Source organism: Pseudomonas sp. MWU12-2020 (genome assembly GCF_023100605.1).
Lineage (GTDB): Bacteria > Pseudomonadota > Gammaproteobacteria > Pseudomonadales > Pseudomonadaceae > Aquipseudomonas > Aquipseudomonas fluorescens_H.
This window is the reverse complement of record NZ_JALMEX010000018.1, coordinates 27,954-42,846: the sequence shown is the minus strand read 5'-3', so window position 1 is coordinate 42,846 and position 14,893 is coordinate 27,954. Positions and strand designations below refer to the sequence as shown.

At 61.1% G+C, this 14,893-nt stretch carries 13 protein-coding genes; 5 read left to right on the top strand and 8 right to left on the bottom strand.

Features of this window, described 5'->3' with window-relative positions:
• Positions 1–130: 130 nt before the first annotated feature.
• The 7 genes from glpE to M0814_RS27165 all read right to left on the bottom strand — a co-directional run bounded on the left by glpE (position 131) and on the right by M0814_RS27165 (position 7,781).
• Entirely contained in the window at positions 131–460 is a 330-nt protein-coding gene (glpE, locus tag M0814_RS27195) for a thiosulfate sulfurtransferase GlpE (RefSeq protein ID WP_003228847.1), read from the bottom strand.
• A gap of 33 nt (positions 461–493) precedes the next feature.
• Positions 494–1,375 (bottom strand): symmetrical bis(5'-nucleosyl)-tetraphosphatase, encoded by an 882-nt coding sequence (locus M0814_RS27190; RefSeq protein WP_103485899.1) that lies wholly within the window; start codon positions 1,373–1,375, stop codon positions 494–496.
• Positions 1,375–1,755 carry a Co2+/Mg2+ efflux protein ApaG gene (apaG, locus tag M0814_RS27185; RefSeq protein WP_003228843.1) on the bottom strand — a complete coding sequence of 127 codons (381 nt, stop codon included), beginning with the start codon at positions 1,753–1,755 and terminating at the stop codon, positions 1,375–1,377. The genes M0814_RS27190 and apaG overlap by 1 nt, the downstream gene beginning before the upstream one ends.
• Before the next feature lie 114 nt (positions 1,756–1,869).
• The gene (rsmA, locus tag M0814_RS27180) at positions 1,870–2,688 is read right to left on the bottom strand and encodes a 16S rRNA (adenine(1518)-N(6)/adenine(1519)-N(6))-dimethyltransferase RsmA (RefSeq protein ID WP_003228841.1); all 819 of its coding nucleotides are present in this window, start codon (positions 2,686–2,688) and stop codon (positions 1,870–1,872) included.
• Positions 2,685–3,674, bottom strand: coding sequence for a 4-hydroxythreonine-4-phosphate dehydrogenase PdxA (gene pdxA, locus M0814_RS27175; protein WP_103485898.1), 990 nt, complete (start codon positions 3,672–3,674; stop codon positions 2,685–2,687). The genes rsmA and pdxA overlap by 4 nt, the downstream gene beginning before the upstream one ends.
• Positions 3,671–4,987, bottom strand: coding sequence for a peptidylprolyl isomerase SurA (gene surA, locus M0814_RS27170; RefSeq protein ID WP_003228836.1), 1,317 nt, complete (start codon positions 4,985–4,987; stop codon positions 3,671–3,673). The genes pdxA and surA overlap by 4 nt, the downstream gene beginning before the upstream one ends.
• On the bottom strand, positions 4,968–7,781 hold the full coding sequence (locus M0814_RS27165) for an LPS-assembly protein LptD (RefSeq protein ID WP_103485897.1): 2,814 nt from the start codon (positions 7,779–7,781) through the stop codon (positions 4,968–4,970). The genes surA and M0814_RS27165 overlap by 20 nt, the downstream gene beginning before the upstream one ends.
• 130 nt (positions 7,782–7,911) lie before the next feature.
• Here M0814_RS27165 and M0814_RS27160 point away from each other — a divergent pair, with 130 nt between their 5' ends.
• From M0814_RS27160 to M0814_RS27150, 3 genes are read left to right on the top strand one after another with little or no spacing between them, the layout of a single operon-like run.
• Positions 7,912–8,931, top strand: a complete 1,020-nt coding sequence (locus M0814_RS27160) for a phosphotransferase (RefSeq protein WP_103485896.1) — start codon at positions 7,912–7,914, stop codon at positions 8,929–8,931.
• Positions 8,928–9,599 (top strand): N-acetylmuramate alpha-1-phosphate uridylyltransferase MurU, encoded by a 672-nt coding sequence (murU, locus tag M0814_RS27155; protein WP_103485895.1) that lies wholly within the window; start codon positions 8,928–8,930, stop codon positions 9,597–9,599. The genes M0814_RS27160 and murU overlap by 4 nt, the downstream gene beginning before the upstream one ends.
• A gap of 1 nt (position 9,600) precedes the next feature.
• Positions 9,601–10,368 carry a TerB family tellurite resistance protein gene (locus M0814_RS27150; RefSeq protein ID WP_103485894.1) on the top strand — a complete coding sequence of 256 codons (768 nt, stop codon included), beginning with the start codon at positions 9,601–9,603 and terminating at the stop codon, positions 10,366–10,368.
• Between the two features lie 129 nt (positions 10,369–10,497).
• Here the strand turns inward: M0814_RS27150 and M0814_RS27145 are convergent, their stop codons facing one another.
• On the bottom strand, positions 10,498–11,487 hold the full coding sequence (locus M0814_RS27145) for an alpha/beta hydrolase family protein (RefSeq protein WP_103485893.1): 990 nt from the start codon (positions 11,485–11,487) through the stop codon (positions 10,498–10,500).
• A gap of 74 nt (positions 11,488–11,561) precedes the next feature.
• Here M0814_RS27145 and M0814_RS27140 point away from each other — a divergent pair, with 74 nt between their 5' ends.
• Positions 11,562–13,958: a transporter substrate-binding domain-containing protein gene (locus M0814_RS27140; protein WP_103485892.1), complete on the top strand. Its 2,397-nt coding sequence runs from the start codon at positions 11,562–11,564 to the stop codon at positions 13,956–13,958.
• 84 nt (positions 13,959–14,042) lie between these two features.
• Positions 14,043–14,672 carry a response regulator transcription factor gene (locus M0814_RS27135; protein WP_003228820.1) on the top strand — a complete coding sequence of 210 codons (630 nt, stop codon included), beginning with the start codon at positions 14,043–14,045 and terminating at the stop codon, positions 14,670–14,672.
• The last annotated feature ends 221 nt before the right edge of the window (positions 14,673–14,893 follow it).

Below are 14,893 nucleotides of genomic sequence, written 5' to 3'. Positions count from 1 at the left end.
TGGATGGCCTGGGCTTAAGGATAGTTGGGAATTCGAGAGGTAAAGGCGAGATACGTAATTAGTTGTGGCAGACCGTTCGTCTGCCCCGCGCAGGCCCACGGCAGCCGGGGCCTGCGCGTGACAAAAAAAATTATTCGGGCGTGCCTTGTGCGGTTTCTGCAGGATAAGTCGTACGCCACAACTCGAAACCGCCGTCCATGCTGTAGACGTCGGAGAAGCCCTGACTGATCAGGTACGCGGCGGCACCCTGGCTGGAATTGCCGTGATAGCAAACGACGACAGTCGGTGCATCAAGGTCGGCGCCCTGGATAAAAGCGTGCAAGGAATGGTTGTCCAAATGCTTCGAGCCACTGATATGCAGTGCGGCAAAGGTGGCGGGATCACGGACATCAACCACGACTGCGCCTTGTTCACGCAGGGCCTGGGCCTGTTCCGGGGGGATTCGTTTGAATTCGCTCATGGCGGGTTCCTGTTGCTCGGCAGAATGCGCAGTCTAACGCGGCGCGCTGACTGGCGACGTTTCGGGGATAAGTGGTGCGACTGATGGTGCAAGCCCGCCATGTTCATCGCACTTGCAGGACACGCGCTCGCCGCTGTCGACGTTCATCAATGTAAGGCTGCCGCCCCAGACGCAACCGGTGTCCAGCGCCGAGATACCCGGTTCGTGAACGTCGCCTTCCAGCGCGGCCCAGTGACCGAAGATGATTCGCAGGCCGCGGGTCTTGCGCTCCTTGTGCTGGAACCACGGTTTGTAGCCGGGCGGGGCGGTATCGAGGCCTTCCTTGCTTTTGAGGTCGAGCTTGCCCTCGGCGGTACAGAAGCGCATGCGGGTGAAATAGTTGGTGATGACGCGCAGGCGGGTCACGCCCGTGAGCTCGCTGTCCCATTTCGCCGGCTCATTGCCGTACATGCCATCCAGGTAAAGCGGAAACAGGTTGTCGTCACGCAGTGCCGCTTCGGCCTCGGCCGCGTACTTCAGGGCCTTGCGCAAGGACCACTGCGGAGGAATGCCCGCATGCACCATGGCAATTTCGCGTTGCTCGTCGTAGTGCATGAGCTTTTGCTGGCGCAGCCACTCGAGCAGATCGGCCGCGTCGGGGGCTTCAATGATCTCGCGCAGGGTATCGGACTTCTTCAGGCGCTCAATGTTGTTGGCCGCAGCGAGCAGGTGCAGGTCATGGTTACCCAGTACGCAAACCAGCGAGTCGCGCATGCCGTAGAGAAAACGCAGGGTCTCCAGCGATTGCGGGCCGCGGTTGACCAGGTCGCCGACCAGCCACAGCCGATCGAGCTTCGGGTCGAAAGCCACTTGCTTGAGCAGACATTTGAGCGGTTCGAGGCAGCCTTGCAGGTCGCCGACGGCGTACGTCGTCATCAGTGCAAGGCTCCGGGTACAGCGAGGCGGAAAGGCTTGATGATCGCGTCGAAATGCTTGCCGTCGTCGGCGACCATTTCATAAGAGCCCTGCATGGTGCCGACCTTGGTGGTCATCACTGTGCCGCTGCTGTAAGTGTGGCTCTTGCCTGTGTCGATCAGCGGTTGCTGGCCGACGACACCGGCGCCGCGCACTTCTTCGACATGCCCGTCACCGTCGGTGATCACCCAATGCCGCGACAAAAGCTTGGCCGGGAGCGCGCCATTGTTTTGCACGGTGATGGTGTAGGCGAAGGCGAAGCGGTTGTGCTCGGGTTGCGATTGGTCTGCCAGATAGTGGGTGACGACACTGACATCGACCTGATAGCGAGAATCGGACATGCAAAAGGGCCTTAAGCAAAGCGGAACGCGAGGCGTAGCTGATGGGGAATCAGTCTAGGCAAGTATCGGGCAGTAAACCAGAGTGGCGTCCTGCCCGATAGCGTTCATCGCCGGTCAGTCGGCGGCGGGGGCTTGCGGGGCTTGTTCGCTGAGCTTGTCGGCCAGGCGCACGAATGCGGCCAGGTCCAGTTGCTCGGGGCGCAGGCTGCCATCGACGCCGGCGGCTTCGATCTCGGCAGCGGTCATCAATTGCTTGAGGGTGTTGCGCAGGGTCTTGCGGCGCTGGTTGAACGCTTCGCGTACCACGCGCTCGAGCAGGCGATGATCCTTGGCCGGGTGCGGCAATACGGCGTGCGGCACCAGACGGACGATGGCCGAGTCGACCTTCGGCGGCGGGTTGAACGCGCCCGGGCCGACGTTAAACAGGTGTTCCACGCGGCAATGGTACTGAACCATGATCGACAGACGACCCCAGTCGCCACCACCGGGGCCCGCGGCCAGACGCTCGACCACTTCCTTCTGCAGCATGAAGTGCATGTCGCGAATGATGCCGGCGTTGTTCAGCAGGTGGAAAATCAGCGGCGTGGAGATGTTATACGGCAGGTTGCCGACCACGCGCAGGCTGTTCGGCGCGGCGTTCAGTGTATTGAAGTCGAACTTCAGCGCATCGCCCTGATGCAGGTTGAAGTTGCTCTTGCCGGCGAACTGCTGGTTGAGGATCGGGATCAGGTCCTTGTCCAGTTCCACCACGTCGAGCTGCGCGCCGGAGTTGAGCAGGCCAGCCGTCAGTGCGCCCTGGCCCGGGCCGATTTCCAGCATGCGGTCGCCGGATTTGGCGCTGATGGAGCGCAGGATGCGGTCGATGACGCCGGCATCGTGCAGGAAGTTCTGGCCAAAGCGTTTGCGCGCCTTGTGTTGGTATTGCTCGGTCATAAACGGGTCTCGGCCATCTGGTAGGCGGTTTCCAGGGCGACCTGCAGGCTGCCGGTGTCGATCTTGCCGCTGCCGGCCAGATCCAGGGCGGTGCCATGGTCGACCGAGGTGCGGATGATCGGCAGGCCAAGGGTAATGTTGACCGCGGCGCCGAAGCCTTTGTACTTCAGCACGGGCAGGCCCTGGTCGTGGTACATCGCCAGCACTGCATCGCAGTGCTCCAGATATTTGGGGGTAAACAGAGTGTCGGCAGGCAGCGGGCCACGAAGGTCCATGCCCTCGCCGCGCAGGCGCTCTAATGTAGGTTCGATGATGTCGATTTCTTCATGGCCCAGGTGTCCGCCTTCACCGGCGTGCGGGTTGAGCCCGCAGACCAGGATGCGTGGCTGGGCGATGCCGAATTTGTCTTGCAGGTCGGCGTGCAGAATCCGTGTGACCCGCTCCAGCCGATCAGGGGTGATTGCATCGGCAATCTCGCGCAGCGGCAGGTGGGTGGTGACCAGCGCCACGCGCAAACCGCGAGTGGCGAGCATCATCACCACTTGTGCGGTATGGGTCAGGTCGGCGAGGAATTCCGTATGCCCGGAGAACGGGATGCCTGATTCGTTGATCACGCCTTTGTGTACCGGAGCGGTGATCATCCCGGCGAAATCGCCGTTCAGACAGCCGTTGCCGGCGCGGGTCAGGGTTTCCAGAACGAATGCGGCGTTAGCCTTGTCCAGTTGCCCGGCAACCACGGGGGCGCTGAGCGGGGTATCCCAGACGTACAGGCTGCCGGCGGGTGCCGGTACATCCGGCCAGTGATCTGGCGCCACCTCCAGCAAAGTGACGGCCAGCCCCAGCTGCGCGGCCCGTTCGAGGAGCAGGTCGCGGCTGGTGATGGCAATCAGGGGGTGTGGCTGGGCTTGCGAGGCGAGCAGCAGGCACAGGTCGGGACCGATGCCGGCTGGTTCGCCGGGTGTCAGCGCGAAACGCTTGGGTTTCACTGCGCTGCCTGGTCTGCACCAGGGAGTTTGATTTCTACGTAGGCTTCTTCACGAATCTGACGCAGCCAGTTTTGCAGCTCTTCATCGTATTTTTTGTTACGCAGAACGGTCATTGCCTGTTGCTCGCGGGCCTGCTCGGTGCTGTCGGTGGCGCGGCGGCCAAGGACTTCCAGAACGTGCCAGCCGTACTGAGTCTGGAACGGCTTGGACAGCTGACCTTGTGGGGTTTTGGCCATCACTTCGCGGAATTCCGGTACCAGTGCGTTCGGGTCGATCCAGTTCAAGTCGCCGCCGTTGAGCGCCGAACCCGGGTCTTCGGAGTAGTTCTTCGCCAGTTCAGCGAAGTCTTCACCCGCCAGGATGCGCTCGTACAGCGACTGCACCAGCGCTTTGGTCTTGGCTTCGTCGCGGATCGGGCTTGGCTTGACTAGAATGTGGCGCACATGCACCTCATCACGCATCTGGGTTTCACCGCCACGCTTGCCGAGCACTTTCAGGATGATGAAGCCACCTGGTGTGCGTGCCGGTTGGGTGATATCACCCACCGCCATGTTGCTCAGCTCGCGATCGAACGGAGGTGGCAGTTGAGCGGCTTTACGCCAGCCCATGTCGCCGCCTTCCAGAGCGTTGTCGCTGCCGGACTTGGCAACGGCCAGTTGCCCGAAGTCAGCGCCTTGCTTGAGTTGCTGGTAAACGTCCATGGCCTGACGATAAGCGCTCTGAATCGCTTCAGAGTTGGCACTTTCCGGCGTTGGAATCAGGATGTTCGCCAGGTGCAGCTCCTCGGACAGTTGCATCTTGCCCAGATCGGAGGCGAGGAAGTTCTTCACTTCCTGTTCCGAGACCTGGATGCGTTCTGCCACGCGGCGCTGACGCACACGGCTGATGATCATCTCGCGCTTGATCTGGTCACGGGCGTCGTCGTAGGACAAGCCGTCGTGAGCCAGGGCGGCGCGGAATTGATCCACGGTCATGTTGTTGCGCTGAGCGATAGTGCCAACTGCCTGGTTCAGCTCTTCATCGGTGATGCGGATACCGGAGCGTTCGCCGATCTGCAGTTGCAGGTTTTCGACGATCAGACGCTCGAGCACCTGCTGATCCAGCACGCCGGGAGGCGGCATGCCGCCCCCGCGCTTGGCGATGGTCTGCTGAACTTCGTGGACACGCTGGTCCAGTTGGCTCTGCATGACCACGTCGTTATCAACGATCGCGACCACTTTATCGATGGACTGAACTGCGGCATTGGCCGCAGTACCCAGGAACAGCGCGCCCAGCAGCAGCGGGCGCAGACAATCAGAAAGCTTGGTCTTCACGTTGACGATAACCTTGGATGCCTTTGTCGAGGAAGGTTTCAGTCTTGGCGCCGGTAAGGCCGCCGAGTCCCTTCAGAACAATTTGGAGGAAGACGCCGTGGTCGCCTTTTTCGTTTTGCGGAGCTTCCTGACTGAATTCGTCGTAGGAAACCCAGTAACGGTTGATCAGGCGAAGTTTCCAGCAGCAGTTGTCGTACTCGAAACCACCGAAGGCTTCCAGCGTACGGTTGCGGTTGTAGTCGTACTGCCAGCGGCTGATCGCGCTCCACTGTGGAACGATCGGCCAGATGACCGAGAAGTCATGCTGCTGGATCTTGTAGTAGTCCTTCACGTAGCCAGGCTGGCCCGGGGTGCCGTAGTCGCCACCGCCCACCGTCCATTTGCCGGTGGTCTGGTCGTAGCGAACCTGGTCGTTACGATAGCGATAGCCGACGTTGACGATCTTGTTCGGGTTGTCCTCAGGCTGGTAATGGAACATCGCACTGCCGGAACGTGGGCTGCGGCTGTCCGGGTCCCAGTTGTAGTCGGCAGTGGTGCGCCAGTCGCGGTTCCAGCGGTATTCGTATTCCAGTGCGTATGGAGAGACATTGGCGTGTGCATCGTCACGAGTTTTCGGATCGATACCGGGCAACTGGACTTCGCGATCCTTGAAGTACAGGGCCTGGCCAATGCTGATGCGCTGACGTTCGAAACCGTTCTCTTCGATCCAGCGGTTGGTTACACCCAGCGAAAGCTTGTTCTCATCGCCGACACGGTCGGAACCGGAGAACCGGTTGTCACGGAATAGCGAGGCGTAGTTGAAGGTGTACTCGCCGGTATCGAAGACCGGGATGTCTTCCTGATTTTCCTCTGGTACATAGAGGTAGAACAGGCGAGGTTCCAGAGTCTGGCGATAGTTCTTGCCGAACCAGGTGGTGTTGCGGTCGAAGTACAGGCCGCTGTCGACGCTGACAATAGGCACACCACGGTTCTGGTTGCGGCTGTATTTGCCACCGATGTAATCGGTGCCGGTTGCTGCCGCGTAGTTTTCCTGTGCGGTGATCTGGCTCTTGCCAGTGCCGTCCAGGTCCAGATCGTACTGGGTGTACTGATACTTCAGGGATGGCTTCAGGAAGCCGTAGGTCCAGTCAAGTGGCAGGCTGACAGACGGCTTGAGGTTCAAACGATTGCCGTTGGCCCGGGCCAGGCCTTGGACGTTGTTGTCCAGGCGTGGTTCTACAGTCCCGTCTTCGTTGGTGAAGTTGCCACTTTGCAGATCGCGCTCAAAACGAACGATCTCGGTCTCGTAATCGAAATTCAAGCCTTCCGGGTGATACGGCAGTTGCCCGGTGAAGGTGATCTGCGGCAGGCGATCATACGGAGTGATGTTTGACACGGTCGCCAGTTGATATGCCTGAGCATTCAGGCGAGCGGTGTAGTTGTCGCCTCGGTAAGTCACCGAACCCTGCTGGTTCACATAGTCAGCGCTCTTCACACCGATCTGATCGGTGGTCAGATCCTGGAAGTAATACGGATCGCTGATCTTGGTGTAGTCAACCTGGGTATACACACGGGAGTCGAGACCACCCTTGTGTTGCCAGTTGTACATGTAGCGATTTTTTTCGTAATCAGACTGTTTGCTGCGATCGGTATCTTCATCGTTCAGATACGCCGCGCCGAACTGACCTTCGCTGGACTTGGTCAGGTAGCGGAACTCGCCTTCCATCAACAGGCCACGCTTGCTCATGTAGCGCGGATACAACGTGGCATCGTAGTTCGGTGCCAGGTTGAAGTAGTACGGGGTGACCAGCATGAAGCCGGTGTCGCTGCCGGTGCCGATGGTCGGCGGCAGGAAGCCCGACTGACGACGGTCATCGATCGGGAAGTAGATGTACGGCGTGTACAGGATCGGAATGTCCTTGACCCGCAGTGTCACGTTGGTCGCGGTACCGAAGCCGGTGGCAGGGTTCAGGGTGATGTTGTTGCCCTTGAGCTGCCAGGCGTTGCTGTTCGGTTCGCACGTGGTGTACGTGCCGTCCTTCAAGCGGATGATCGCGTTTTCGGCACGCTTGGCGTACAGCGCGTTACCGCGGATGCGCGATTTGTGCAGCACGTATTCGGCGTTGTCGACCTTGGCTTCACCGGTGTCGAGCTGCACATCGGCGTGGTCGCCGACGATCAGTGCACCGTTGTCGCGGATGCGCACGTCACCATTGAGTTCGGCGCGGCTCTCGGCCTGGTACAGGCTCGCCTCGTCGGACTCGACCTGCATGCTGCCCTGACGCAGGACCACGTCGCCGGCCAGCGTACCCACCTGATCTTCGGTGTTGTAGCGCGAGGCTTTGGCGCCGATAAAGGTCGGTGCGTCACTTTTATTCGTCTTGTCATTCATGCCAGGACGAATCGGTTCGATATAGGAACCAGAGCAGTAAGGACCGGTCTCGGCCAATTGGGCGGCGGTGAGCTTCTCGCGCGGAACCCAGTCGAGGTGACTGTAGTCTTCGCTACGGGATTTCAGGCCGCGGCCTTTGGCTTCGGTGACCAGCACAGGCTTGGCGCCGGTGTCGGAAGTGGAACCGTTCTGGGCCGGGGCTTCGCCAGCGGCGCTGACGGCACTGCCGTCATGCACCGGACGCGGCGGCAATGCAGCTGCCGGCGTCTTGGGCGCACAAGCCCAGCCACCCGTTGCCGAGACGGCGCAGTCATACTGCTCGGCGGCGACAACGAATTGACTGGCCAGAGGTTGCATAGCCAGCAGACTGCCGGTTACCAACAACGGAAATTTTTTACGAAACGCGGGGGATTTCAATGCCATCTTATTAGTCCGGGCTTCCTGCGTGCCATCTGCCCGCGGTGTGGGCCGCACGCCTCTCGATGGTCTGAAAAAGATGCTGGATAATAAAGCATGACCCGCTTGACGGCTAGCGCCGTCGGAGACCCTTGCAATGCCTGACCAAGATGTACGCTTGCAACACCTGAAAGTTTGGCTCGATGAACAGTTGGCAATCCTTTTTGCAGATCAGGGCTGGGGCGTCGTACCCCCGGCCACGTTGACCGCGGCCAGCAGCGACGCGAGTTTCCGGCGGTATTTCCGTTGGGAAGGAGCGGGCCGCAGCTTCGTCGTGATGGATGCTCCGCCACCCCAGGAAAACTGCAAACCGTTCGTGGATATCGCCTTTTTGCTGGCGAAATCCGGAATTAATGTGCCGAAAATTTATGCAGAAGACCTCGAACGCGGATTTCTTTTGCTCAATGACCTGGGCAACAAGACCTATCTCGACGTAATCGACAGCGAAAATGCCGACGTTTTGTTCAGCGATGCGCTGCAATCTCTGCTGGCTTTTCAGCAATTGCCGATGGTCGCACCGCTGCCGAGTTACGACGTGGCACTGCTGCGCCGCGAGCTGGAGCTGTTCCCCGAGTGGTACGTGAAGCGCGAACTCGACATCGAGTTTGATGCAGCGCAGCAGCAACAGTGGCAGGCCGTCAGCGATCTGCTGATCGACAGCGCTCTGGCCCAGCCGAAAGTGTTGGTGCACCGCGACTACATGCCGCGCAATCTGATGCTCAGCGCGCCGAATCCCGGTGTGCTCGACTTTCAGGACGCGGTCTACGGCCCGGTCACCTACGACGTCACCTGCCTGTTCAAGGACGCCTTCCTCAGTTGGCCTGAAGAACGTGTGCGTGGCTGGCTGGAAAATTACTGGCAGCAAGCCGCTGCGCTGAACATCCCGGTGCAGGCCGATTTCGAAGACTTCCTGCGCGCCAGCGACCTGATGGGGGTGCAGCGCCACCTGAAAGTCATCGGCATCTTCGCCCGCATCTGCCATCGCGATGGCAAGCCGCGCTATCTGGCCGACGTGCCGCGTTTCTTCGCCTATATAGAAGCGGTGATCGCTCGTCGTCCTGAACTGGCGGATCTGCAGGCGTTGCTCGCCAGTCTGCGTGGCGGAGTGACTGCATGAAGGCCATGATTCTGGCGGCAGGCAAGGGCGAGCGCATGCGCCCGCTGACCCTGACCACCCCCAAACCGCTGGTGCGTGCCGGCGGCGTACCGTTGATCGAATATCACCTGCGCGCGCTGGCAGCGGCCGGTTTCAGCGAGATCGTGATCAACCATGCCTGGCTCGGTCAGCAGATCGAGGATTATCTGGGCGACGGTTCGCAGTTCGGCGTGAGCATCCAGTACTCGCCGGAAGGTGAGCCGCTGGAAACCGGCGGCGGGATTTTCCGCGCCTTGCCATTGCTCGGTGACGACGCCTTCCTGGTGGTGAACGGTGACATCTGGACCGATTACGACTTCAGCGTGCTGCATCAACCGATCAACGGTCTGGCGCATCTCGTACTGGCGGACAACCCGGCCCATCATCCGACGGGCGATTTCACCCTGTCTGATGGTCGGGTGAGCGATGGTCAGCCCGGTGCGCAAACCCTGACCTACAGCGGCATTGCCGTGCTCCATCCGCAGTTGTTCGATGGCTGCGCCGACGGCGCATTCAAGCTCGCACCATTGCTGCGCAAAGCCATGGCCGATGGACAGGTCACGGGCGAGCGTCTGAAAGGCCATTGGGTGGATGTCGGTACGCATGAGCGTCTGGCCGAAGCTGAAGCATTGATAGAAGCGAGTCGTTGATATGTTGTGGCCAGGGACTCTGATTGGAGCCGGAGCAGGTTTTGCGATCGCCAGCATTCCGGGGGCCATGCTTGGGGCATTGTTGGGACAGGCGCTGGATCGGCGTCTGCACTTGCAGAGCTGGGGACACTTGCGGGAAAAACTCGGCGGACGGCCGATGTTGCGCAACGACGAATTGCTGTTCGTGTTGCTCGGGCGTCTGGCCAAGAGTGACGGGCGGGTGACGGACGGTCATATCCAGCAGGCGCGCAATGAAATGAACGCCCTGGAAATGAGCGAACCGGCGCGGCGGCGGGCGATTGCCGCGTTCAATCGCGGCAAGTCCGGCGGCGACCGCCTGCGCGGTTATCTGCGACGCCTGAGTGCTCAGCCGCATGCCGCCGAAGGCGTGTTGCGCGCGTGCTGGCGGATGGTCTGGGCCGACGGTCGCGCGGGCGTCAGTGAGCGTGAATTATTGGCGCAGTGGGGCAAGTGGCTGGGGTGGACAACGCACCAGATTCAGGCGCTGGCCAATGATTACGAGCCGAACAAACGGCCGATTGTCAGTGCGGCGATGAGTTATCAGGAAGCGATGCGCCTGCTCGGCGTGTCGGCGACCAGCGAGCCGGCGCAGATCAAGCGCGCCTATCGACGACTGCTCAGCCGTCATCACCCGGACAAGATCGCCGGCAGCGGCGCGACGCCGGAGCAGGTGCGTGACGCGACCGAGAAAACCCGCGAGCTGCACAACGCGTTTACGTTGATTCGAGCGCGACGGGATTTTCGCTGATCGTTAGAAGTTAGTTGTTGATGAGGGCCTCTTCGCGAGCAAGCCCGCTCCCACTTTGATCGCATTTCAGCTGAAGGAACGCGATCAGGGTGGGAGCGGGCTTGCTCGCGAATGGGGCGACTCGGTCTATCAGTCAGTCTTCTGCGGATTCAACCAGCCACGCACCCGCCGGAACAGCTGCTCCTGCTCAGCCTTTTTATCCGGCAACGCCTTGAGCGCTACTTGGCTGAACGCTGAAGTCTTCAAGCGCTTGCTGGCCTGCATGCGCTCAAGCGCCGCGGTGCGATCCAGTGCCTTGTCCATGTAGAAAATATCCGCCGTCGGCAACTTCAGGGTCGGCGTCAGCTCGGCCAGTGGCGGCTTGGCCTTGCTTGGCGTTTGCGCATCGACCATCACCAGCTTCTCGACCTGCGAACTCTGCCGCTCGCTGAGGAAGCGCGCCGCCCAGTAGGCGCCCGTGCCGTGACCGAGGACGACGACCCGGCGTGCGCTTTGTTGCTCGGCGTAGGCAATCGCCGCGTCGATCCGCGCAAAGATCCGTTCGGCATCCGCCTTGGACTGTTCTTCAGTCGTTTCGGCAACCACCTGATCCGCCACTTCCGCTTCACCGCCCGCCGCCTGTTCGATCGGTTGCGCGGTGGTGGAATCCTTGCTGCCACTTTCCGGGGCTTTCGGCATGGCGGCGGGCGCAATCACCCGCGGGGCGATGACATCGCTTTGCAGATCCGGCAGGGTGATGCTCAGGCTGCTCCACTCGACGTCGGGCAATTTGTTGCGCAGCGGGCCGATCACTTGCGGCCAGTCAGCGGTTTCGCCGGCGCCCGGGACGATAATCACCGCACCTTTCGGGTCGGCGGTGTTGGCCGGTTTCCACAGGGCGAGGAAAGTGTCGGCGCCGGCCTGCAGTTGCTGCTGTTCTTGCGCCGGGACTTTGCGTTCGAGTGCCGCGGCTTCTTCCTGACTACGCTCAAGCAGTGGCTGGCGTTCGGCCGGTTTTTCGGTGGCCGGTTGTCCGGCGGTGGAGGCGGGCGCCGGATCGGCGGCTTCGACGGAAAACGCACAAGGCAGGATCAGCGACAGGCACAATGCTGGCATTGCCAGGCGGTAGACAGAGGGCATCGGTTATTCCAGGCCAGAAAAGTATCCCGGCAGCCTAATGGGTTGGTCAGAATTTGTCAGTGTACGAGACTTCAATGATGCGTTTTTGCTGCCTGTGGGTTATCGGCTGGTTGTGTTTTCCCTTGATGGGCTGGGCGGCGTCTGCGCCGGCGGCGCACGCGGCGCTGTTGACGCCCGGCGAGCAGCAATGGCTGGCGCAGCACCGAGAGCTGCGCGTCGGTCTGGTCTTGCAGGCACCGTACGCGCAGTACGACCGGCGTCTGCAGCGCTTGTCCGGGGCCAATGTCGAATTGATGAAGTCACTGGCCAAAACCCTGAATGTCGATCTGAGCTGGCGCAATTTTCAGGATCTGACACAACTGGAGGAGGCCGCTCGCGAAGGTGAAATCGACATCGCCCCGGGCTTGACCCAGACCCCGGAGGCACTGCGCCTGTGGCTGTTTTCCGATCCTTACATGCGTGTGCCGCAACTGGTGGTCAGCGACCAGAAGAGCGGCGGCGTGGTCGAGCTGGAAAAGCTCGACAGCCTGTCCCGCGTCGCCGTGCGCATGCCCAGCGTCACCGCCGATTATTTGCGCAGCAATTATCCGCACCTGAATCTGCAAGGCGTGCCGCTGGAGCGTCAGGCGTTGCAACTGTTATTAACTCAGCAAGCGTCCTACGCCGTGGTGGACGAAGCGCAACTCGGGCGATTGTCCGCCGAGCCGGAGTTCGCCGGGCTGGTGGTGGTCGGCGATATCGGCTTGCCGCAGCTGTTGCGAGTCGCCACGCGGCGGGACTGGCCACAGTTGGCCGGGATTATCGAAAGCGCCTTGCGGGCGATCCCGGCCAAGGAGCTGGAGCGCCTGCACAACCAATGGCTGCAACCCAAGTACCCGCGCTTCACCGAATCGCCGGGGTTCTGGCAGAACCTCAGTCTGCTGTTTGCCGTGTTGCTGCTCAGTTGTGTGGCCATTGTGGTCTGGCAGCGACGCCAGCAACATAGCCTCGAACAGCGCCTGCTGGCGGCCCGGGAAGACATTGCCCTGCGCGCGGCCAGCGAAGAAGCCTTGCGCCTGACCCAGTTTTCCATCGATCAAAGCACCGTCGGCATTCTCTGGGTCAACTGGGACAGCCATGTGCGCTACGCGAACCGCGCGGCGGAACACATGCTCGGTTATCCACAAGGCGCGCTGATCGAACGGCCGCTGATCGACTTCGAACCCGGCCTGCACATGGACCGCTGGCTCAACCTGTGGAAACGCGCGCGGGCCAGTGAAGAAGGGCCGCTGAGCTTTGAAACCAGTTGCGTGCGCGCTGATGGCAGCATCCTGCCGGCAGACGTCTCGCTGAGTTTCCTGCGCTTTCGCGACAGCGAGTATCTGGTGGTTTACCTCACCGACGTCACCGAGCGTCGCCGCGCCCTGGCCGCCCTGCAGGAAAGTGAAGCGCGCTTGCAAGGCATCGCCGCCAACGTACCGGGACTGGTGTTCCGTCTGGAGCGGGCGGCGGTGACCGGGCAGATCGATTTCGCCTACATCAGTGAGGGCAGCGAGAGTCTGGTCGGTTACGCGCCGGCCGCCATCGCGCACCGTGACATGGGCTTGCGCAGTCTGGTGCATCCCGACGACAGGGCCAGTTACCACCAGACCCAGGATCAGGCGCTGGACACCGACAGTGACTGGTCGTGGCAGGGCCGCATCCTCACTCGCCAGGGCGAACAGCGCTGGGCCGAGATCAAGGCGATCACCCGCCAACTGGAGGATGGCGCCTATGTCTGGGACGGTATCGTCTGGGACATCAGCGAAAGCAAGCGCATTGAACTGGAGCTGGCCGCGTCCCGCGAGCAACTGCGCGAATTGTCGGCGCACCTGGAAAGCGTGCGCGAAGAAGAGAAGGCGCGAATCGCCCGCGAAGTGCACGATGAGCTGGGGCAGATGCTCACGGTGCTGAAACTGGAAACCTCGATGTGCGAGCTGGCCTATGCGCAGCTCGACCCGGGGCTGAACGAGCGCTTGAACAGCATGAAACGCCTGATCGCCCAGTTGTTCCAGTTGGTGCGCGATGTGGCGACGGCGCTGCGCCCGCCGATCCTCGATGCCGGGATCGCCTCGGCGATTGAATGGCAGGCGCGGCGGTTCGAGGCGCGTACGCAGATTCCGTGTCTGGTGCAGGTGCCGGACAATCTGCCGGCGCTCAGCGATGCCAAGGCGATTGGCCTGTTCCGTATCCTGCAGGAGGCGCTGACCAACGTCATGCGCCATGCCCAGGCGCATACTGTGGAGCTGACGCTGGTGCTGGAAGGCGATGAGTTGTGTCTGACGGTCAGCGATGATGGCGTAGGTTTTGTCGCCACTGCGGATCGGCCGACGTCCTTTGGTTTGGTCGGTATGCGCGAGCGGGTGTTGATCATGGGCGGGCGCTTGCAACTTGAGAGTGAGCCGGGGGAGGGCACCAGTCTGCATGTGTGGGTGCCGGTGAGTGAAGTTTGAAGGTTTGTGGTGTTTGAGCTGACGCTATCGCGAGCAGGCTCGCTCCCACAGGGTTTGGTGTGTACCTGAAATCTGGAGAAAAACTTGATCCGTGTATTGGTAGCCGAAGACCACACCATCGTCCGTGAAGGCATCAAGCAATTGATTGGCCTGGCCAAGGATCTGCAAGTGGTGGGGGAGGCGAGTAATGGCGAACAACTCCTTGAAACCCTGCGCAGCGTGCCATGTGAAGTGGTGTTGCTGGACATCTCGATGCCCGGGGTCAATGGACTGGAAGCGATCCCGCGGATTCGCGCGCTGAACAATCCGCCGGCGATTCTGGTGCTGTCGATGCACGACGAGGCGCAAATGGCTGCCCGTGCGCTGAAGGTCGGCGCCGCTGGCTATGCGACCAAGGACAGCGATCCGGCGCTGTTGCTGACGGCGATTCGCAAGGTCGCGGCCGGCGGGCGTTACATCGACCCGGAGCTGGCCGACCGGATGGTCTTCGAGGTCGGCCTGACTGACACGCGTCCGTTGCATTCGCTGTTGTCCGAACGCGAGTTCTCGGTGTTCGAGCGCCTGGCCCAAGGCGCCAACGTCAACGACATCGCCCAGCAACTGGCCCTGAGCAGCAAGACCATCAGCACCCATAAGGCGCGGCTGATGCAAAAGCTCAACATCACCTCGCTGGCCGAGCTGGTGAAATACGCGATGGAACATAAACTCCTCTAAGCACACCGTATTTCTACTGTGGGAGCGGGCTTGCTCGCGAATGCGGTGGGTCATCCAATCATTCAGTGACTGACACACCGCGTTCGCGAGCAAGCCCGCTCCCACAGGGAATCTCCATCTGGCCTGCAATTGTGGACATATCCATTAGCGACAGGCGCTTTTGCCTGTTCTTGCGGCTCGCCGCTCGTCGCTTGCCGCTGCGCTTGCCAAAACGCGCCATC

What these genes read in the sequence shown, in the direction of transcription:
- glpE (WP_003228847.1), bottom strand. Translation starts at nt 460, where the DNA reads ATGAGCGAATTCAAACGAATCCCCCCGGAACAGGCCCAGGCCCTGCGT.
- M0814_RS27190 (WP_103485899.1), bottom strand. Translation starts at nt 1,375, where the DNA reads ATGACGACGTACGCCGTCGGCGACCTGCAAGGCTGCCTCGAACCGCTC.
- apaG (WP_003228843.1), bottom strand. Translation starts at nt 1,755, where the DNA reads ATGTCCGATTCTCGCTATCAGGTCGATGTCAGTGTCGTCACCCACTAT.
- rsmA (WP_003228841.1), bottom strand. Translation starts at nt 2,688, where the DNA reads ATGACCGAGCAATACCAACACAAGGCGCGCAAACGCTTTGGCCAGAAC.
- M0814_RS27165 (WP_103485897.1), bottom strand. Translation starts at nt 7,781, where the DNA reads ATGGCATTGAAATCCCCCGCGTTTCGTAAAAAATTTCCGTTGTTGGTA.
- M0814_RS27160 (WP_103485896.1), top strand. Translation starts at nt 7,912, where the DNA reads ATGCCTGACCAAGATGTACGCTTGCAACACCTGAAAGTTTGGCTCGAT.
- murU (WP_103485895.1), top strand. Translation starts at nt 8,928, where the DNA reads ATGAAGGCCATGATTCTGGCGGCAGGCAAGGGCGAGCGCATGCGCCCG.
- M0814_RS27150 (WP_103485894.1), top strand. Translation starts at nt 9,601, where the DNA reads ATGTTGTGGCCAGGGACTCTGATTGGAGCCGGAGCAGGTTTTGCGATC.
- M0814_RS27145 (WP_103485893.1), bottom strand. Translation starts at nt 11,487, where the DNA reads ATGCCCTCTGTCTACCGCCTGGCAATGCCAGCATTGTGCCTGTCGCTG.
- M0814_RS27140 (WP_103485892.1), top strand. Translation starts at nt 11,562, where the DNA reads ATGATGCGTTTTTGCTGCCTGTGGGTTATCGGCTGGTTGTGTTTTCCC.